Origin of the sequence: Paenibacillus sp. CH40 (assembly GCF_024213605.1) — a bacterium.
Taxonomy (GTDB): Bacteria; Bacillota; Bacilli; order Paenibacillales; family Paenibacillaceae; genus Paenibacillus; species Paenibacillus polymyxa_B.
This window is the reverse complement of record NZ_JANAVQ010000005.1, coordinates 357,724-376,771: the sequence shown is the minus strand read 5'-3', so window position 1 is coordinate 376,771 and position 19,048 is coordinate 357,724. Positions and strand designations below refer to the sequence as shown.

21 protein-coding genes and 1 other annotated feature are annotated in these 19,048 nt (G+C 45.6%); all 21 genes read right to left on the bottom strand.

What is annotated here, in order from left to right:
• Positions 1-473: 473 nt before the first annotated feature.
• A complete protein-coding gene (locus tag NLX73_RS17660; RefSeq protein ID WP_254326838.1) occupies positions 474-2,060 on the bottom strand; it encodes a LysM peptidoglycan-binding domain-containing protein in 1,587 nt (528 codons plus the stop codon).
• Positions 2,061-2,219: 159 nt separating this feature from the next.
• Entirely contained in the window at positions 2,220-3,104 is an 885-nt protein-coding gene (gene ilvE, locus NLX73_RS17655) for a branched-chain-amino-acid transaminase (RefSeq protein WP_254326837.1), read from the bottom strand.
• 17 nt (positions 3,105-3,121) lie between these two features.
• Positions 3,122-4,021: a prephenate dehydratase gene (gene pheA / locus NLX73_RS17650; RefSeq protein ID WP_029518431.1), complete on the bottom strand. Its 900-nt coding sequence runs from the start codon at positions 4,019-4,021 to the stop codon at positions 3,122-3,124.
• Positions 4,018-4,986: a homoserine kinase gene (gene thrB, locus NLX73_RS17645; protein ID WP_254326836.1), complete on the bottom strand. Its 969-nt coding sequence runs from the start codon at positions 4,984-4,986 to the stop codon at positions 4,018-4,020. Before thrB ends, pheA begins: the two co-directional genes overlap by 4 nt.
• Positions 4,987-5,013: 27 nt before the next feature.
• Positions 5,014-6,300, bottom strand: a complete 1,287-nt coding sequence (locus tag NLX73_RS17640; RefSeq protein ID WP_254326835.1) for a homoserine dehydrogenase — start codon at positions 6,298-6,300, stop codon at positions 5,014-5,016.
• 43 nt (positions 6,301-6,343) lie between these two features.
• The gene (locus NLX73_RS17635; protein ID WP_013311587.1) at positions 6,344-6,781 is read right to left on the bottom strand and encodes an ACT domain-containing protein; all 438 of its coding nucleotides are present in this window, start codon (positions 6,779-6,781) and stop codon (positions 6,344-6,346) included.
• A 156-nt stretch (positions 6,782-6,937) separates the two neighbouring features.
• Positions 6,938-8,248 (bottom strand): GTPase ObgE, encoded by a 1,311-nt coding sequence (gene obgE, locus NLX73_RS17630; RefSeq protein WP_061828806.1) that lies wholly within the window; start codon positions 8,246-8,248, stop codon positions 6,938-6,940.
• A 13-nt stretch (positions 8,249-8,261) separates the two neighbouring features.
• Positions 8,262-8,999, bottom strand: coding sequence for a Spo0B domain-containing protein (locus NLX73_RS17625; RefSeq protein ID WP_348622521.1), 738 nt, complete (start codon positions 8,997-8,999; stop codon positions 8,262-8,264).
• Positions 9,000-9,144: 145 nt separating this feature from the next.
• Positions 9,145-9,462 carry a 50S ribosomal protein L27 gene (gene rpmA, locus NLX73_RS17620; protein ID WP_039272574.1) on the bottom strand — a complete coding sequence of 106 codons (318 nt, stop codon included), beginning with the start codon at positions 9,460-9,462 and terminating at the stop codon, positions 9,145-9,147.
• Between the two features lie 5 nt (positions 9,463-9,467).
• Positions 9,468-9,806 (bottom strand): ribosomal-processing cysteine protease Prp, encoded by a 339-nt coding sequence (locus NLX73_RS17615; RefSeq protein WP_013311591.1) that lies wholly within the window; start codon positions 9,804-9,806, stop codon positions 9,468-9,470.
• Between the two features lie 13 nt (positions 9,807-9,819).
• Positions 9,820-10,131, bottom strand: coding sequence for a 50S ribosomal protein L21 (gene rplU, locus NLX73_RS17610; protein WP_013311592.1), 312 nt, complete (start codon positions 10,129-10,131; stop codon positions 9,820-9,822).
• A 13-nt stretch (positions 10,132-10,144) separates the two neighbouring features.
• Positions 10,145-10,232: a sequence feature (ribosomal protein L21 leader region), on the bottom strand.
• 98 nt (positions 10,233-10,330) lie between these two features.
• Positions 10,331-11,515: an Rne/Rng family ribonuclease gene (locus tag NLX73_RS17605; protein ID WP_254326833.1), complete on the bottom strand. Its 1,185-nt coding sequence runs from the start codon at positions 11,513-11,515 to the stop codon at positions 10,331-10,333.
• A 48-nt stretch (positions 11,516-11,563) separates the two neighbouring features.
• Positions 11,564-12,442, bottom strand: a complete 879-nt coding sequence (locus NLX73_RS17600) for a M50 family metallopeptidase (protein WP_254326832.1) — start codon at positions 12,440-12,442, stop codon at positions 11,564-11,566.
• A complete protein-coding gene (locus NLX73_RS17595; protein WP_254326831.1) occupies positions 12,435-13,280 on the bottom strand; it encodes a M23 family metallopeptidase in 846 nt (281 codons plus the stop codon). Before NLX73_RS17595 ends, NLX73_RS17600 begins: the two co-directional genes overlap by 8 nt.
• Positions 13,281-13,620: 340 nt before the next feature.
• Entirely contained in the window at positions 13,621-14,418 is a 798-nt protein-coding gene (gene minD, locus NLX73_RS17590) for a septum site-determining protein MinD (protein ID WP_061828810.1), read from the bottom strand.
• 3 nt (positions 14,419-14,421) lie between these two features.
• Positions 14,422-15,084 (bottom strand): septum site-determining protein MinC, encoded by a 663-nt coding sequence (gene minC, locus NLX73_RS17585; protein ID WP_013311597.1) that lies wholly within the window; start codon positions 15,082-15,084, stop codon positions 14,422-14,424.
• Positions 15,085-15,166: 82 nt separating this feature from the next.
• Positions 15,167-15,697 carry a rod shape-determining protein MreD gene (gene mreD / locus NLX73_RS17580; RefSeq protein ID WP_069290212.1) on the bottom strand — a complete coding sequence of 177 codons (531 nt, stop codon included), beginning with the start codon at positions 15,695-15,697 and terminating at the stop codon, positions 15,167-15,169.
• Positions 15,697-16,518 (bottom strand): rod shape-determining protein MreC, encoded by an 822-nt coding sequence (gene mreC, locus NLX73_RS17575; protein WP_043882320.1) that lies wholly within the window; start codon positions 16,516-16,518, stop codon positions 15,697-15,699. Before mreC ends, mreD begins: the two co-directional genes overlap by 1 nt.
• A 55-nt stretch (positions 16,519-16,573) precedes the next feature.
• Positions 16,574-17,608 (bottom strand): rod shape-determining protein, encoded by a 1,035-nt coding sequence (locus tag NLX73_RS17570; protein ID WP_013311600.1) that lies wholly within the window; start codon positions 17,606-17,608, stop codon positions 16,574-16,576.
• A 105-nt stretch (positions 17,609-17,713) separates the two neighbouring features.
• Complete coding sequence (gene radC, locus NLX73_RS17565) at positions 17,714-18,406, bottom strand: RadC family protein (protein WP_025722728.1); 693 nt, start codon at positions 18,404-18,406, stop codon at positions 17,714-17,716.
• Between the two features lie 13 nt (positions 18,407-18,419).
• On the bottom strand, positions 18,420-19,028 hold the full coding sequence (locus NLX73_RS17560) for a Maf family protein (RefSeq protein ID WP_254326830.1): 609 nt from the start codon (positions 19,026-19,028) through the stop codon (positions 18,420-18,422).
• Positions 19,029-19,048: the final 20 nt, after the last annotated feature.

Genomic DNA, 19,048 nt, shown 5'->3' with positions numbered 1-19,048 from the left:
GTTTATAGAAAGAGCGATAAGCTCATTTTGAAACTGACGAGATAAAATATCTCTTGTTTGATTTTGCGAACAAAATCGTTTTACTCACTCGTTGTTCAGTTTTCAAAGATCAAACCTGCATAATGCCTTACTTTGTTTCACCACCGCATCTCAGCGGCGACTTAAATAATATATCATGTTTTCTACGTCTTTGCAACACTTTTTTTCAAAAGAATTTTTTAATCAATTCTACTTTGTTTTCGTGTTGCTAACTATCTTGCAAAAGACAGCTATAAGAATATACCACAAAATTACGCTAAAAGGCAACACCTTTTTTTAGTTTTTTTCTCATCTTTAAAATCACTGCATTTAAATAAAGAGACCATTATTCCCACAAGCAGAATAACAGTCTCTTTAACATTTATTTCTTCCTCTTAATAAATAATAAAGCCGGGCACTACCATGAGGTTCCTCTCCTTTTACATATAGCCACGTCAGTCCTTAATCCACGGATTTTTACGCGAACGTGCATTATAGGATAAGGAGCGGGATTTTTGCTTTTTATTAGTAGCATTTTTACTGGAAACCTTGGCTTTGGATGTCTCTTCTTTGGATGTACTGCCAGAGCTGTCTTTTGATTTACCTTTACGTACGCTACGATCCTTTGGTTTAGAAGAAGAACCAACTTCATTTTGGGATGCAATAGTCAGATTGTTACCAATCTCCTGCGTTCCTGGAATTGCTGGTGCCGACTGGACGTTCTCTTCCCGGCATCCACAGTCTGGCATAAACATATAGGGTGTTGTATATCCCTCTAATGGATACATAGGTGCATTCCCATGCGCAAACGGATGATAAGGGGAATTCGCAGATTGTTGTCCTTGTAGTTGGCTATAGTCGGACACGTGCCCACCCGCAGGCGAACCATATGGAGGTCCTCCCCATGCCTGGCTCCATTGACTGCCCTGGACTGTACTCTCTGGATACTGCTGTGGATGCCCTTGATGGATAAATGGAGGATAGACAGGGTAGGATGCATTTTCAGACGCCTCATGACTCGGATAATATCCAGGGGCGCAGCAATCTGAATAGGCAGGATAAGGTGTTGGATGGGCATTTATAGGTGGTGTCTGCACAGGCCCCCAGCACCATGGATGCTCACAATCATGATGATAGCCCTGATCAGAAACTACAGTAGGAGAGGCGTATTCTGCTAAGGAGGTATTTATAGACGCATTCCCCCAAGTTTGAGGAGACTCAATCCCCGGATACCACGAGTTCGGCATTGCATTTATTTGTGAGCTATAATCAAATGTCGGCTGTTGTATCGACCACTCGGAATTTACCATCGGCTCCGATTTTGTGCAGCCGCAAAATTTTTCAGCTACAGGTTGCTTCACAACAGTTGTAGGAAGCTGTGGCTTAGATGCAATCGGTTGGGTAACTATAGGTTGCATTTGAGGTGGAGCAGGTGGAGTAACTATGGGCTGCATTTGAGGTGGAGCAGGATTTACGGGTGCCATAGGAACTTCAGGCAGTTTTAATTCAGGGAGCTTAGGAGGATTCACTGTTTCTTTCGGCTGTGTCATCTCTTCTTTGGGGCTAGGCATATTTTCCTGCTTAGGCTGCGTCAACTCCTCCTTGGGCTGGGTAAGTTCTTGCTTGGTTGGGGATTCAGGTTTAGGCTGTGTCATCTCTTCTTTGACTGCGGTATTTTTTTTATTCTCAGTAAAATCAGACGCCTCTTCTTTGTAGTGTGGAATATTAACTGTTTCTCCAACCAGAAGTGCGTTCGGGTTTTTAAGCTGGGAATTGGCATCAATAATTAGCTTAAGCGGTACATTCCACGCCTTGGACAACTTCCACAATGAATCTCCTTGCTTAACCTTGTGTTGATATACCGTTGACGGCTGTGTTTCCATCGTAACAGGGTCTGTTGGAATTTTAATTTTCTCGCCGATACTCAACTGATTAGGGTCTGCCAATTGGGGATTGGCGGCAATAACTTTCTCCAGCGTCACATTATACTTCTGTGCCAGCAAGTACAGAGTGTCACCTTTTTTGACGATGTGTATTTTCACAGGTCACAAACCTCCTAGACTTTCGTTTGGGCGGGATAAACGCCCGGCTTCTGTTATTACATCCTATGCACCTCCCGGGCGAATGACCCCATACAAACAAAAAAATCCTCTCAACCGAATACTCACGCGAGCATTCAGTTAAAAGGATTCGGTTTTATTTTAGTCCTGCCACACTTTGTAGCCATCCTGATCCACAATCTTACGGAACTCAGACAGGAGCTCCAAAGTCACTGGGCCAGCAACGCCGGAGCCGATCGTACGACCATCCACTTCATAAGCTGCAATAACTTCTGCCGCAGTTCCTGTAAAAAACACCTCGTCCGCAACATATACATCATGCAGTGTAAAAGGTTGTTCCTTAAGGGAGTATCCAAGCTTAGCACACAAATCGATAATAGCATTACGAGTAATCCCTTCAAGCGCCCCCAAATAGCAAGGAGGTGTATATAACACTCCGTTTTTGACGATGAAAATGTTATCCGCAGAGCCTTCCGTCACATACCCTTGGGAATTGAGCATAATAGCCTCACCTACACCAGCATAGTTAGACTGGATCTTCACGAGGATATTGTTGAGATAGTTCAATGATTTAATCTTCGGATTCAAAGCGTCTGGGATGTTGCGACGCTGAGAGACAGAAATTGTCTTCAGGCCAGTCAAGTAAGCTTCTTCCGGGTAAATGGCGAGCTGCTCCACGATAATGATGACACTCGCCTTCGCACAACGAAGAGGATCTAAACCTAGATTTCCTGCACCTCGGGATACAATCAGACGGATATATCCGTTACGCATTTCGTTAAGACGAATCGTTTCAGCCATTGCTTCCAACATTTCATCAGGAGACAACGGAATGTTTAACTGAATGGATTTCGCAGAATCATACAGACGCTCCAAGTGCTCCTTACATTTAAAAATATTCCCGTTATAGATACGAATGCCCTCAAATATACCGTCTCCGTACAAGAATCCATGATCATATACGGAAACCTTTGCGTTTTCCTTAGTCACATGCTGCCCATCCAGATAGATCCATTGTTCTGCCATTAAAACCACACCTCCGATTAATGTTCCTTTAAAATAGGTTCGATCGCTGCTTCAACATACTTGTAGCTTGGATAAGAGCCAAGAACACGTACATGGCACCCCAAAGCCTCGATCTCTGCAAAGGCTGCCGGAAGCAGCACGGAATGCAGAGATTCCAAAACTTCAATGTAAAAATAATAATTCCCCAATTGCTTTTTGGTCGGACGCGATTCAATACGGGACAGATTTAACCTGCGCCATGCAAATGCGGATAAAACCTGATGCAGCGCTCCCGGGAAATCCTGCGGCGGCGTGACCAAAATACTGGTTCGCTGACCTTCAGGCGTACCCGGGAGACTTATAGGTTGATGACCGATCAAGACAAAGCGGGTAAAGTTGTTATCGTGATCCGTCACTTTGCTGGCCAAAATATCCAATCCGTGTTTGGCAGCCGCAAGCTTGGTTCCGAGAGCGGTCCAGCCTTTACCGGGATTATGTTTAACAATTTCGACGGCTTCTGCCGTACTTCCTGCACTCTCCAACTCGGCCTGAGGAGCGGAAGCCTGTATGAATTCTTTACACTGGGGAAGCGCCACAGGATGAGACATAATTTTGACCACTTTGCTCAAATCCAGCTTGTCCAAATCCTTCGTAAATTCACTACGATGACCAATAAGATTTTGAATTGAAGGATATACCCATTCCGCCTGCATTTGAATGTCTACTTCATGTACAAGCCAATCCATATGCAAACTTACAGAGCCATCAATCGTATTTTCAATGGGAATTACACTATAGTCTGCCTGACCCTTGTCTACTGCCTGAAATACGTCCGCAATATGTTTGTAAAAAAGTAATTCATGGGACGTATCTCCTAACAAATACTTAATCGCTTCATGAGAAACAGTCCCCTCAGGAAGAAGTGCAATTCGTTTCATATCGTAAGTTCCCCTTTAATCATATCCATAAAAGGGAGAGTATTCCCTTCTGTATATACTTTAACTCCTTCATTCTCAGGGCGCAATTTTAAAACAGAAGCAGTGATCCCCTCTTTGTTCATGGTATCCGTTAAATACTGCTCCAGCTCTGCTTTCCGATTTTCCCGCCGATCTGTCAATGCCAGCAATGTTGGTCCAGCCCCACTGAGAGCCACACCCAAAGCACCATAATGGTGCGCATCCTGCAAGATCTCTGTCATACCTGGCACAAGTGCCGCGCGGTAAGGCTGATGAAGCTGATCACGCATCGCTTCGGCGATTAAATCGGTTCGTCCCGACGCCAATGCTGCTACCAGCATCGAAGCATGACTTATATTATATACAGCATCCTTCAACGATACATGAGCGGGTAGAACCTCTCTGGCTTTCGACGTGGACAGCTGAAAATCTGGAATAACTACCATAACCTCCAGATTGGCATCTGGTTCAAGCCGTAAATGCCTAGCATGCTCGCCGTCCCACATCGCTGTAATAATACCACCAAACAGGGAAGCTCCAACATTGTCCGGATGTTTTTCAATGGCGCTTGCCATATTGAACAGCTTGGAATTCGGCAGAGGCGAGCCAATCAACGTATTGGCAGCGACCAAGGAGCCCACAATAGCAGAAGCGCTGCTACCCAAACCGCGGGTAAGCGGAATATCCGAGTACATCGAAATATCGAGCTCAGGAACAGATACACCTGCTTCCCGAAAAACCATTTGTGCTACCTTGAAAATCAGATTAGTTTTATCTTGGGGAACACCATTCATTTCATCTCCGTATAAATGAAAAGCCGTCTGTTCGGCCTCCTTCAATTCGATCCATGCATATAAGGACAATGCCATGCCCAATGTATCAAAGCCGGGACCCAAGTTGGCCGTACTCGCAGGCACACGCACTCTTGCTGTTTTTAAAACGGTCATACAGACAATTCCTCCTGCTTTTATTGACTATCCCTCTACTCGATATACGCTCTTGATGCGACGAATGACGTCTAAAGTTTCAAAATGCTCCAAAACCTTTTTCATACTCGCTTTACTGGCTAAATGAGTCACGATAATAATTTCAGCATCGGGGTTAACCTCATTCGGTTGCTGCACAACAGATGCCAGACTGACATTAAATTCAGCAAATACTTGCGTAATCCGTGCCAACACCCCTGCTTTATCATCCACATGCAGAAGCACGAAGTTTTTGAAATACACATCTTCGTCCTTACTAATTTTTTTAGGGTTGTAAGGAACGATGGCTTTAAGCCCATTGACACCAAGTTTGAGATTTTTCACTACAGCTACTAAATCAGCTACAACCGATGTTGCCGTCGGCATTTCACCTGCACCCGCACCATAAAACATGGTTTCACCCACTGCTTCACCATGCACATACACCGCGTTGAATACCCCGTTCACCGAAGCCAATGGATGCTGCTTGCGTACCATGGTCGGCTGAACGTTAATCGTAAATTCATCACCCTGACGCTCTGCAATGCCGAGCAATTTCATTTCATATCCTAGTTTTTTAGCAAAAGCAATATCTTCACTGGTTACCTTTGAAATGCCGCTGACACTTACATCCTTGAGCTCTACATTAGAGCGGAAACCGAGCGTGCCGAGAATTGCCATTTTACGAGCTGCATCCAGTCCTTCCACGTCCGAGGTCGGATCGGATTCAGCATACCCAAGCTCCTGCGCTTCCTTGAGAACTTCCTCGTACGAGGCTCCTTCCTGACTCATTTTTGTTAAAATAAAGTTGGTCGTACCGTTCACAATCCCCATAATGCGGGTAATACGGTCGGAGGAGAAACCTTCAATGAGTGTACGAATAATCGGGATACCGCCTGCTACACTAGCTTCATAAAAAATATCACATTGCTTTTCCTGCGCCTTTGCTAATACTTCAGAACCGTGCAAAGCCATTAAGTCCTTGTTAGCTGTTACGATGTGTTTACCCCGCTCCAACGCTTCAAGAATGTACTCCTTCGTCTGATCAACCCCGCCCATGACTTCGATAATTACATCAATTTCAGGGTCTCGAATAACTTCCCATGGGTCCTCAGTAAGCTTGGCCGTGTCCACTTCAATGGAACGATATTTTTCTATGTTTTTTACAGCTATTTTTTCAATGATGATCGGTGAACCGACTTGTCTGCTCAAATCTTCCTGATTGCCTTCTACGATTCGAACGACTCCCGTTCCTACCGTCCCTAAACCTAACAATCCTACTTTGACCGGTTTCATCCATTCCCCTCCCGCAAACTTATATCTAATGAACTGCATTGCCTTAACCTTGCCCAATCAGGCGAACACGTTTGACTCCAGAGATGTCCTCCAAGCCCTCCAGTAGAACACCCAACTCTTCACTGAGTCTGGACATTTCTACCGAGATAACTACGTTGGCTCTGCCTTGCAGTGGAATGCTTTGCTGGATCGTCAGCACATTGCCTCCGAAATCAGCCACTCTGCCAAGCACCCTGGACAACATTCCGGATTGATGTTCTAAATCAATAGAGATATTGACAATTCGCTCACGCTCCAGCTGGTTAACCAAATGTATGCCATCCTTATATTTATAAAAGGCGCTTCGGCTTAGCCCAACTTGCTCCACGGCATCATGCACGGTTTTAACATCTCCTGAAGCCAGCAGCAGTTTCACCTGTATGGTCTTAACAATAGCTTCAGGCAAAATATCTTCCCGTACCAAGTAATAGCGCTCTTTCAAGAACGTCCTCTCCTCAAAGACTTATGTTTTTGTATAGAGGACATTATATCGAAACTCATGAAAATCGGCAAGCTAACAATGCAAAAAAGGCTACTGCCTTCTATAGAGTTTCCTATAGTACAGTAACCGTTCAGGTTTTAGACCTTTATTTGATTTTTAGTAGTAGCTGCTGCCTTCAACAAATTCGAACTCGAAATCAGCAATGCGTACAGATGTACCATCTTTGGCGCCACGCTTGCGTAACTCAGCATCCACACCCATGTGGCGTAACGTTCTTGCTAATTTCAAAATGGCATCATGCGAGTTCAACTGCATGCGCTTCATCATGCGCTCAATTTTAGGGCTCTGCACCACGAATGTGTCGTTTTCACGTACAATTGTAAAGCCATCGTCTTCTGCTGTATCCAGCTTAAATACCTTACGTTCATTGACTTCTGCTACTTCCTCAACAACTGGCTCGTCCGGTATTTGATCCAGCAAATCAGCAGCCCGGTAGAGCAGTTCCTTCACACCTTGACGTGTCAGTGAGGAAATAGGCATGATTTCAAGATCAGGACGTATAGAAGCAATCTGCTCTTTGAAGTGAGCCAAGTTTTCTTCAGCTTCTGGCATATCCATTTTATTGGCCGCCACAATTTGCGGACGCTCAGCCAATGCTGCATTATATTGCTTCAATTCGTCGTTAATTTTAGTCCAATCTTCAAACGGGTCACGTCCTTCGGAGCCCGCCATATCCACGACATGGATAATAATACGCGTCCGCTCAATGTGCCGCAGAAATTCATGTCCCAGCCCAATACCTTCATGAGCTCCTTCAATCAAACCAGGCAAATCTGCCATCACAAAATTACGATGATCACCCACATCCACAACACCCAAATTCGGAGTAATCGTTGTAAAGTGGTAGGCCCCAATTTTCGGTTTTGCGGAAGATACAACCGACAACAAGGTAGACTTCCCAACACTAGGGAACCCGACCAAGCCTACGTCAGCCATTACTTTTAACTCAAGCGTGATATAACGTTCTTGTCCCTCTGCGCCGTTCTCAGCCAACTCAGGCGCTGGATTACTCGGCGTAGCAAAACGGATGTTCCCGCGTCCTCCGCGTCCTCCTTTAGCTACGACGACTTGTTGACCATGACGTGTCATATCTGCTACTACTTCACCAGTATCATCATCTATGATGACCGTTCCCGGTGGTATACGTACGATCATGTGCTCCGCATTGGCTCCGTGTTGGCTTTTGTTGCGACCTTTTACTCCACGCTGGGCTTTAAAATGACGTTGGTACCGAAAATCCATCAAGGTACGCAAACCCTCATCTACACGGAAAATTACATCTCCACCGTTCCCTCCGTCACCACCACCTGGGCCACCTTCAGGAACGTATTTCTCACGGCGAAACGCAATTAATCCGTCTCCACCGTCACCGCCTTTAACAAAAATCTTCGCTTTATCTACAAACATGGTTACACCTTCCTTATGTCTGGCACTGCATCCGAATTTGAAGCATTTCGCCCGTAGGAAGCTTCTCTGTTCGAATGCGTTTACTTCCGGGTACGGATCTGACCTGCTTTAGGATATTCAAATCCGCAGGTATGTCACTTCCTTCAAAACGGACGATAACATCATTCTGATCCATACCGAAAAAAAGTGTCAATCTGCGCACTTCTCCCCAGGACGACCGGCCCCCGCCATATTGATACGCACGCACCGTTTCTATGACGGCCGAGGCAAGCGACTCGCCGTCTTCGGGAGACATGACAGCGTCTAACTTTAATTGCTCCTCAACCTGTACCGACAATTGTAAATTACCGGCGTTCACGCGAAAAGACTGCAAATAAAACACCAGTGAGGGAATACCCAACTTAGATATTTTACTGTCTTCCGCCACGCGCTCTTTTATTGTTTCCACATAAGCAACAGATTTATCATGCTTATTCATACGAATATATCCATAAAGCACCTGCAAGTCATTCATCCAGTCATGCCGATGATGGTTAAGCATTGAAATCGCTGTACGTTCAAAAGAACGCAAGGCAGCTTTCCGTTCATACTCAACCTGTCTTTGCGTATACCACATACCAAAGCATGCAGCAACTACAGACCATACTGCTAATAAGATAATCGTTAATACTTTAGGATAGAGCAGTGAAAAAACCAAAGGAATCAGAATGGAACCCAACGCCAGATAAGGCGCTCTTATCCGCTGGAACATGGCTTCTCTCCGTTCTGCGAAATTAAATGGATTATTAAAGAACCTTAATCCAGTATAGCACAGACTAACTTTCCAGTTCATTACCATCATGCAAAAAAGCCTCCGACAAAAGTGCCGGAGGCTTTTCAGCGTGTCTAAGCCGCTATTAAGCTTCTACAGTAGCTGCTACTGGAGCAACGTCGATCGGGTAGATGCTCACCTTTTTGCGATCACGGCCCCAACGTTCGAACTTCACAACGCCGTCCACTTTCGCGAACAGAGTGTCGTCCTTACCGATGCCCACGTTCGTGCCCGGGTGAATTTTCGTTCCGCGTTGACGAACCAGGATGCTACCGCCGGTAACTGCTTGACCGTCAGCACGTTTCACTCCAAGACGTTTCGATTTACTGTCACGTCCGTTTTTTGTGGAACCTACACCTTTTTTCGATGCGAATAATTGAAGATCCAATGTCAATTTCAACATGATGTCTACCTCCTTCTTTGATTATTTTCTATTTGAATATACTTACCGTATGATTCAGCAATACTTGTCAGCATAATCACCATGGACTCCAGCAACAGTTGAACCTGTGCGTTCGCATCATGATAACTTTCAGGAGAAAGATACGCGCTTAAAAAGCCGTTTTCCATTTCCGTTTCCATCTCAACGTCCGTAAGAGCTCCAATCGAATTGACAGTTCCTACTGTTACCGCCGAAACGCCAGCACATACGATATCCTCGCCAGATTTAGCGAAATTTGCATGTCCTTTAACGGAAAACCCCTGTATGCTGCCATCCTCCAGTCGTGTAATACGCACGATAATCACTTATCGCACCCTCTTACGCTTGGATTTTTTCAATCGTCACTTTCGTGTACGGTTGACGATGACCTTGCTTCACATGGTAGTTCTTTTTAGGTTTGTATTTGTATACGATGACCTTTTGACCTTGACCATGCTTCTCAACTTTAGCTGTTACAGAAGCTCCAGAAAGAAGCGGTGTACCTGCTGTCAAGCCATTGTCGCCGGACACTGCCAGAACACGATCGAACGTTACAGTTTCACCATCATTAGCTTCCAACTTCTCGATGAACAATACGTCGCCCTCTTGAACTTTGTATTGCTTACCACCTGTTTCGATAATTGCGTACATTTGCTTGCACCTCCTTATGTCTCAGACTCGCCTAATAGCAGGTGGCAGATTCCCTTAGGATACTGCACTTCAGTACCTGATTGGAGCGGTTACAGCATGTGCAGCCAATCTTACGCATCACACATACTAAATGATTGTAGCACAAGCTTTGTACACATTCAACCTTTAGTTTTAAAATGATTTTTGGTTACGCATCGCTCTACACGAGCGTCTTTTCCTCACGCACTTTTTTGCGGGTCATTTCCAGCAAACCTAACCGCGTCCAACCAACAACATAAGATTTGGTCCGATCCTTCTTCAATCTTGCTTCCAGCACAGAGGATACTTCCCGACGGTTCTCCTCTTGTTCCATGTCAATAAAATCAATGATGATGATACCACCAATATCACGCACACGTACCAGGCGGGCAATCTCTTCAGCTGCTTCAATGTTAGTCCGGGTCACCGTTTCTTCCAGATTACTGCCTCCCGTAAACTTCCCGGTATTCACATCAATGACGGTTAATGCCTCCGTATGATCAATGACAATGTATCCGCCGCCCTGCAGCCATACCTTTCGCGCAAAATCGCGTTCCAGCTGCTCATGAATGCCATAAGCTTTGAAAATTGTTTCTTCTGGATCACGAAATATACTTACATGAGCTTTCGCAGGACCAATCTGTTGCAGCATTATTTCTGCATCCTTTGCTTGCTCTTCACTGTCAATGACCAGTTCATCCTGTTCAGGTGTAAACACATCCCGAATCAACCGCTGAACAATACTTAAATCCCGGTGTAATTCGCACGGAGCCGAGTGTTCACCAGCTTTACGCTGAATAGCCGCCCACTGCTTACGCAGTTGATTTAAATCATTTTCAATCGCCTCTATACTCATGTCCTCCGAAACGGTACGGATTATGAGTCCTTCCTCACTTGTGCGTAGCTGCTCTCCCATTGCTTTCAAACGGGTACGTTCGCCCTCACGTTCGATCTTCTTAGATACGGCCACATAATCAGCACGGGGCATATATACGATCCAGCGACCCGGAAGTGAAAAATGAGTAGTGACCCTGGCTCCTTTACTACCAACAGCCTCTTTTAATACCTGCACTACAATTTCCTGCCCTACCTTTAACACTTCAGAAATGGATGGCTTTACCTCCGGCTGCTTGTCCAAATGAGCATGAAGTACGTCATCTACATACAAAAAGGCATTCTTTCGCTGTCCAATGTCAACAAAGGCGGCTTGCATACCTGGTAGCACATTGACCACCCTCGCTTTGAAAAAAGAACCTAGAATTCCCCGTTTTCGCGGTAGTTCAGCCGCATATTCAACCAATCGTCCCTCTTCCAACAGCGCCATTTGGGTCATCTGCTGCTGGCATTGTACAATCATTTGCTTCATGGTTTTTCAACCTCTCTGGATACAGCCTCTTCCTTAACTCATAAAACATTATTTGGGCTTGGGTTCTCCACCATCTGGCGGGCGTGTCGCAAAATAAGAGCGAATAAGACGCTGCTCCGGCAGTACGGCTACAATCCGTCCCTGTTCATTCATAACATAAACCATATGATACCGATCTCTTCTGAAAAGACGCAAAATAGGCTCCAAATGTTTCACTGGCAGGGATACAATAGGTAAGGCAATACTTCCCTTAGCTACTTCGCGGTAAAAAAGCTCGTCCCTCCCCAGCAAAAACCGTATAAAACGGTAAGGGATATTCCGATAATCCACAATATTAGAATAAAGCAAAAAAATCCCTACCGCCAGCAGATTTAAATGGATAGGTCCATTTTGCCTTAACAACGGCGAAATACCATATATACAAAATAGCAAACTCGTTACGATACTGGCTCTAAAAGTCCACACTAATGTGCGGTGATAAGAACAAGATAAGCTAATCAGTACCTGCAATATTTTTCCACCGTCAAGTGGTAAAATGGGCAGCAAATTAAACAGTGCAATAACTACATTCCCCTGAATGATATAATTTACATAATCATACTCCAGCCCACTCACATTTCTGAACCACAAAAGGATGATGATCATGATTCCGTTTTGTAGGGGCCCCGCTAGCGCAATGACAATCTCCTTCCACGCATTGAGCTTCCCCTGATCCTCAATGACCGCCACTCCTCCAAAGGGTAACATCTGTATGGAAAGCACCCGCGCGCCCAACAACGAAGCAGCTGTCGCATGACCTAGCTCATGAATAAACACCAATGTAAATAAAGTTATGATCTCGATAAAATGTCCAGTTAGTATAGAGGTCAGCATAACCAATACAAACAGTGGATGTAGTGATAAGGTCACCCCTCGGACATTAATCAAGGGCTACCACTTCCGACGGGTCAATGTATTGATCCCCTCTCTGAACTGCCAAAAACAAAGTTGTCGCCTCGCTGCCGCTGTGACCTGCTGGCAGTACACCGATCTCATCTCCCTCCTGAACCCAGTCGTTCACTTTTAAGGTAGAGCGGGAAAGCCTTCCGTAAGTTGCTGTGATACCGCCAGTGTGTCGAATTGTAATCGAAATCCCGCTTTTGGGATGATTTAATATGTCTAATACTCGACCTGCATCTATACTTTTAACAGCGATTGCCCCGTTATCGGTAACATTCGGCGTAATTTCTACCCCTTTAAGGCTCAGTACAAAAGGCTGTGTTATATTGCCTTCAATCGGTGGAGAGCCCTTTCGACTTGCGTCTACCTTGTGCGTTTCATGCTCCTCGCCAAAAATCGGCAAAAAGGAAGGTGCTCCGTCAAAATAAGTTTCATACCATTGTCCGACGGCTGCAAAATCCATATCCTTATTCAAGGCATCCGCAATAAACATTCTCAAATTCACTGCATAGGGAATATCCCAACGAAACATTCCCCATACCATTCCAAATAACACCGTTGCTATGACTGATCTTCGCCAAAAGGAAGTCCAAAAAGACGGACCACGATTCGTCTCAAAAGATTGCTGCCAGCGTTGCCGCTCATTTTTCCACTCAGTTTCTGGGTCTCTGGGCGAGTTGGCACTGACTATAGGCATCGACTTCATATCTTTATCCCCGTGCCTGTTCTGATATATGCCAGAGGGATACGTCTCCGCTTTGCTTCCCGCGATTAGCTGCTGTATACGTTCTTCTCTGCGCTGCTTGATTCCGGAATTTTTATTCATCCTGTTCAGCCCCCTCAGCGAGGTATGTTTGATACATCTTATGAGGACGGGCTTCAACTTATGTTGTCCGGTTCGGGATTACGCACCTAAAAATCAAAAAAACCGGCGCTAGCGCACCGGATATGTTTTGTATTTATGATATTTATGTAGTGACTCTAAATTTTGAGAAACCGTATTATAGGAACTTAAAAAGATAAACCAAAAACACTTAAATAAGATTATCACTTATTTAAGTGTCTAGTATTACAAATGAATACGACTACAGCTCCTACCTTAGAACCGATGGAAAATTACGTAGGAAGTGTGGAAGCAATTTACCAGCCATAACTTCCTGTTTTCCTCATCCACCCATACCAAAAAACTTCTTAAAGCGTGTCATCACGCTTTTCTTTTGGTCCAGCTGCATGAGGGGCACTGTATCGCCTAAGATTCGTCTCGCAATGTTACGATAAGCAATCGCGGCCTGTGAATCTGGATTCATAACGGTAGGCTCCCCTGTATTAGCGGCTTTAATTACCATTTCATCATCCGGCACAATCCCAATAAGGTCTATGCTAAGCACTTGTAAAATCCCATCAATATCCAACATATCTCCGGATTTAACCATGCTATTGCGAATGCGGTTAACCACCAACTTGGGTGATACCACATGTGAGCTTTCCAGTAAACCAATTACCCGGTCTGCATCGCGTACGGCTGCATTTTCCGGGGTGGTCACAACAATGGCCTGATCGGCCCCGGCAATGGCATTTTTAAAGCCCTGTTCAATACCCGCAGGGCAGTCGATCAATATATATTCAAAATCCTTTTTAAGCTCCAAAATAATATCCTTAACTTGCTCCGGCGTAACAGCACTCTTGTCCTTGGTTTGAGCGGCTGGCAGCATATACAGCTCCTCAAAACGCTTGTCCTTAACCAGTGCCTGATTTAAACGGCAACGACCTTCCGCTACATCAACAAGGTCATAAATAATCCGGTTTTCCAGACCCATCACAACGTCTAGATTACGCAACCCGATATCCGTATCCACCAAACATACCTTTTTGCCGAGCAGTGCAAGCGCTGTTCCTATATTGGCTGACGTCGTCGTTTTGCCGACGCCGCCTTTTCCTGAAGTGACGACGATAGCCTCTCCCATGTGCTACACCCCTTTGAACACGTTAAAATCGCGGCCCAGACGCACAATATTGCTCATTTTATCTATTTGCATAGCGCCATCCTTGAGATACGCAAATTCCATACCGGATTCACGTGTCTCCCATTCGTCTGGTGGACGGCTGATCATTTCGGAAATTCGCAGCTGTGTCGGTGCAAAATAGGAAGCCGCAATGATCGCTTCACTATTTCCCTCCATCCCTGCATGCGCCATGCCTCGCAAAGCGCCGAGGACATAAATATCACCAGTACATGTTATAATTCCACCCGGGTTTACATCTCCCAAAAAGAGTAGGTTCCCATTGTGATGAAGCACTTGACCAGAACGGATAATCCCTGTCACCGTGTGAATAGGGGGCTTTCCCTGCACTTCCACAGGCAGTCCAGGTGATTCTACAGACCTGATGAGCAGATTCCCCTTTTGCTTCAAGATCTCCAGAATACTTTCCTTCTGTTCCTCTGTCACTTCTCGGCTTCCCAGCTTAATATCCACATGAATGATCGGGCCTGTTAAAATATTTTGATGACTGTGCTCCAGCTTAAAACGCAGCTCACCTAGCAAATCCTCAAACTCGCATTGATCGTCCAGCAGGAATACCAGGCCATCTTTGATGCCTTTAATCGTGACATGATTCGATTTCACCGCCATTAGCCTGTCCCTCCTATCTCAATCATTTCGTCCCCGGGACGTCAAATCCCTGCTAACCCGGACAAAATGTGTGTAAAAAGACCTAGACGGCCTCTTCCTTTTTCACACGGGTACCCAAACGCTGCAATTGCTTGCGAACCGGGACATAAATGATGAGGGCGAACAGAAAATGGATAAATAAATCAGGAATCATATACTGAGCAAGTGCCCAATTGAAAGTCTGATGATTCAGCTGGAACAGCTGATCAATAGCAAAAAGCATAGAATCCAGCAGGAAACTACCAATCAACACGGCTGCCATCATAATAGGCATCGGCGCACGTCGAGCTGTAAAAACAAGCCCCAATAAGTATGCAGACAACCCCATTGCAAAAGAGTAAGGCCCAATGATAAACCCGTAGAACACTACATCATGAATAAGTCCAAAAACAATACCTAGCACCAATGCTGTATGACGGCTGTAATACACAGACACAAACAAGATCACGACATACACAAAATTCGGAACCATTCTTGAATGCCAACTATCCGGAAGAAGCCACGGAAGAATCGTCCCTTCAGCTATAAACAGTACAAACAGCAGCAGTATTAGAACCTGACCGCGCATCTTCATTATTCCGGTACCTCAGGAGTATAAAGGATGAGCAGTTCTTTCCAATCCACAAAGCTGGCTGCCGGTTTAATAATCGCTGTCCGTGTTTTGCCAAATTCCCCAACCTGAATCTTCTCTACCGTTCCAATCATTAGGTTTTTGCGGAATTTCCCACCTGCACCAGATGTAATAATCTGATCGCCCTTTGCGATTGGGTCTTTTTCTTCAATGCGAGTCATTTGAAATCTGTTCGTACCCGGATCATAGCTTTCAATCATACCAAACGATTGATTTTCCTTGCCCAAGACTGTCGCTGCAATGGCATAAGAATTCGGATTTTTAGGATCCAATGTAGTCAACAACGTAACGGTGGACGTAAAATTCCCCGTACGACTAATGACTCCTACAAATCCTTCAAGCGAACTGACTTCCTGACCAACCTTCGCTCCGTCCTTCTCACCAATATCGATCACAAGCGTTTTGGAATCATTGCTGACGCTGTTCACTTGAGCAACACGATAATCATAATTATTTTTCGCCTTTTGCGTTTGGGTGAACTTCAGTTCATTCTGCAGTCTGGCATTTGTTTCAACATAATTATGGGTCTGAATCTGGTCACGAGTCAGCTTTGCCACAGCAATTTTTAATCGTTCATTTTCTTCGTAGATGCTGCGCATATTTCCGATATCTTCAAAGAAGCCCGCTATTGCTGAAGCGGGCCTGTAAAAGATACCTTGCACAAAGCCGATTGAATCTCTGGCGAACTTCTCGGGCCAGGTTAAGGAATTTCTCTGTCCAAGTGTAATCCCCATAAGGGCAATAAACAGAACGATTCCGATCAATAGAACAAATAGTCTTTTATTGCCAAACAGCTTAAACAGTTCCTACACCCCCGATTCAACGTTTGGAACGGACGGCAGAACTGCTGCGCGATTTGAACAAATGAATATTTTCCAGCGCTCTGCCTGTACCGATTGCCACACAATCCAGAGGATTTTCTGCTACGATCACCGGCATTCCGGTTTCACCTGCCAACAGCTTGTCCAGATTACGCAGAAGTGCTCCACCACCCGTCAGTACAATTCCTCTATCCATGATGTCCGCTGCCAACTCGGGAGGGCATTTTTCCAGTGTTACTTTGACCGCATCCACGATTGCATTGACTGTATCCGATAATGCTTCGCTAATTTCATCAGAAGTAATCGTAATCGTCTTCGGCAAACCTGTTACCAGATCACGTCCGCGGATTTCCGAGGTTTCCACTTGCTCTAATGGCATAGCTGAGCCAACTTCCATTTTCAGTTGCTCTGAAGTCCGTTCACCAATCATCAGATTGTATTGACGCTTTACGTATTGGATGATGGACTCGTCCATTTCATCACCTGCCACACGCACGGAGCGGCTTGTTACAATCCCGCCCAGGGAGATGACTGCCACCTCGGTTGTACCTCCACCGATATCGACAACCATACTACCTGTTGGCTCCCATACAGGAAGATCAGCGCCAATTGCTGCTGCAAACGGCTCCTCTATCGTATATGCTTCTCTTGCCCCTGCTTGCTTCGTCGCATCTTCAACAGCACGCTGCTCCACTGCAGTAATGCCTGAAGGCACACAAACCATCACGTTCGGATGACGTGGAAACAAAGAGCGTTGGGCTTGCGCCTGACGGATAAAATATTTGATCATCGTTGCTGTTGTATCAAAATCAGCAATGACACCGTCCTTCATCGGACGAATCGCACGGATATTTCCCGGTGTGCGACCGATCATTTTTTTCGCAGATTCACCAACAGCCTCAATGGTTTTTGTATCTGTACGTAAAGCAACTACAGATGGTTCACGAACCACAATTCCTTTACCTCTTACGTATACAAGCGTGTTTGCCGTCCCCAAGTCTATTCCCAAATCTTTTGTAAAGCCACCCAGCATGATGTAATCTCCTTTTCTCTTCCCTGAAATCTGTTATCCATGTATAAACGGTTTATTCAGGCCGGATTATCCGGTCGTGTTTAAATGTTTGATTTAAATATTATATTATATCAGACCTTGTTCCTTCAAACTTACAAAGGTCCCGTCCCCGATCACAATATGATCAAGCACGTCGATACCCACGATGTTGCCCGCTTCCATCAGGCGGCGAGTCAACTGAACATCCTCTGGGCTTGGCTTCGGATCACCGCTCGGATGGTTATGAGCGCAAATTATTGAAGCACTGCTGCATTTGATTGCTGCCCGAAATACTTCACGAGGATGCACGATGGCAGAATTCAGGCTACCCATAGATAGTGTTTCCTGAGCAATCACATGATTTTTAGTGTTAAGGAACAAGCATACAAAATGCTCTTTCTGCAAATAACGAAGCTGCTCAAACAGCAGATCTGCCACATCCCGCGGGCAACTAATCACCGGGGTCTCCAAATGGCGAGACAATGCTAATCGACGCCCCAGTTCGATACCCGCTTTTAGCTGTATCGCTTTAGCATCCCCAATGCCCTTAATCTGGGTCAACTCGCTCAAGCTCATATCCACCAGTTGACGCAAATTTCCTGCCTGCTGCAAAATACGCTGCGCTAAATGCACCGAAGACTCATTTTGCGTTCCTGTACGCAGCAGTATTGCCAGCAACTCCGCGTTGCTTAAGGCATCCGCCCCATATGTCATCATGCGCTCTCTTGGTCGTTCTTCATGGGGGAGGTCGCGAAGCATCAGTATTGGCGACTCCAGCATATGTTTATCCCCTTTATGGACGCAACACATTCACTCCAAAATCGGACAGCATGTCCGACAGCAAGGAAAGCGGCAATCCTACGACGTTAAAATAACAACCCTGAATAGATTCCACCAGCGTAGCACCCATGCCTTGAATGCCATACGCTCCTGCTTTATCAGACGGTTCACCAGTATTCACGTATGCCACAATTTGCTCTTGACTCAGAGGCTTCATTGTAACCTCCGTTTGGCGATGTCTGACAAACATTTCGCCGGTTCCGGTATGTATGCAGGCTACCCCGGTGTACACACGGTGTGTTCTTCCCTGCAATGCAGTCAGCATGCGAACCGCGTCCGCATGGTCGGCAGGCTTGCCCAGTACCGAACCATCCAGCACGACAATGGTATCACTGCCAATCACCAGTCCGGCTTCCTTCGACTGAGTGGCGGTGTTCACGACCGCTTCGGCTTTGCGTGCCGCAAGGGTCTCCACGATTTGCTGAGGCGTCCAGCTCTCAGGCGTGCTCTCATCCGCATGACTCGGCACCACCTCAAAGGGGAGTCTCAAAAATGCGAGCAATTCCTTCCTTCTTGGTGAAGTCGATGCCAGAATAATGCGGGGCGTAATTTTCCCGTCCATAAGGGAAGCTCCTTTTCATC

Bases quoted from the DNA above. Each gene is read 5' to 3' on its own strand.
- NLX73_RS17605 (WP_254326833.1), bottom strand. From the start codon at position 11,515: ATGAAGCAAATGATTGTACAATGCCAGCAGCAGATGACCCAAATGGCG.
- ilvE (WP_254326837.1), bottom strand. From the start codon at position 3,104: ATGGCAGAACAATGGATCTATCTGGATGGGCAGCATGTGACTAAGGAA.
- NLX73_RS17640 (WP_254326835.1), bottom strand. From the start codon at position 6,300: ATGAAACCGGTCAAAGTAGGATTGTTAGGTTTAGGGACGGTAGGAACG.
- minD (WP_061828810.1), bottom strand. From the start codon at position 14,418: ATGGGAGAGGCTATCGTCGTCACTTCAGGAAAAGGCGGCGTCGGCAAA.
- pheA (WP_029518431.1), bottom strand. From the start codon at position 4,021: ATGAAACGAATTGCACTTCTTCCTGAGGGGACTGTTTCTCATGAAGCG.
- rpmA (WP_039272574.1), bottom strand. From the start codon at position 9,462: ATGTTGAAATTGACATTGGATCTTCAATTATTCGCATCGAAAAAAGGT.
- radC (WP_025722728.1), bottom strand. From the start codon at position 18,406: ATGCTGGAGTCGCCAATACTGATGCTTCGCGACCTCCCCCATGAAGAA.
- NLX73_RS17560 (WP_254326830.1), bottom strand. From the start codon at position 19,028: ATGGACGGGAAAATTACGCCCCGCATTATTCTGGCATCGACTTCACCA.
- rplU (WP_013311592.1), bottom strand. From the start codon at position 10,131: ATGTACGCAATTATCGAAACAGGTGGTAAGCAATACAAAGTTCAAGAG.
- mreD (WP_069290212.1), bottom strand. From the start codon at position 15,697: ATGAAGATGCGCGGTCAGGTTCTAATACTGCTGCTGTTTGTACTGTTT.
- obgE (WP_061828806.1), bottom strand. From the start codon at position 8,248: ATGTTTGTAGATAAAGCGAAGATTTTTGTTAAAGGCGGTGACGGTGGA.
- thrB (WP_254326836.1), bottom strand. From the start codon at position 4,986: ATGACCGTTTTAAAAACAGCAAGAGTGCGTGTGCCTGCGAGTACGGCC.
- minC (WP_013311597.1), bottom strand. From the start codon at position 15,084: ATGGCGGTGAAATCGAATCATGTCACGATTAAAGGCATCAAAGATGGC.
- NLX73_RS17595 (WP_254326831.1), bottom strand. From the start codon at position 13,280: ATGAATAAAAATTCCGGAATCAAGCAGCGCAGAGAAGAACGTATACAG.
- NLX73_RS17570 (WP_013311600.1), bottom strand. From the start codon at position 17,608: ATGCTGGGTGGCTTTACAAAAGATTTGGGAATAGACTTGGGGACGGCA.
- NLX73_RS17625 (WP_348622521.1), bottom strand. From the start codon at position 8,999: ATGTTCCAGCGGATAAGAGCGCCTTATCTGGCGTTGGGTTCCATTCTG.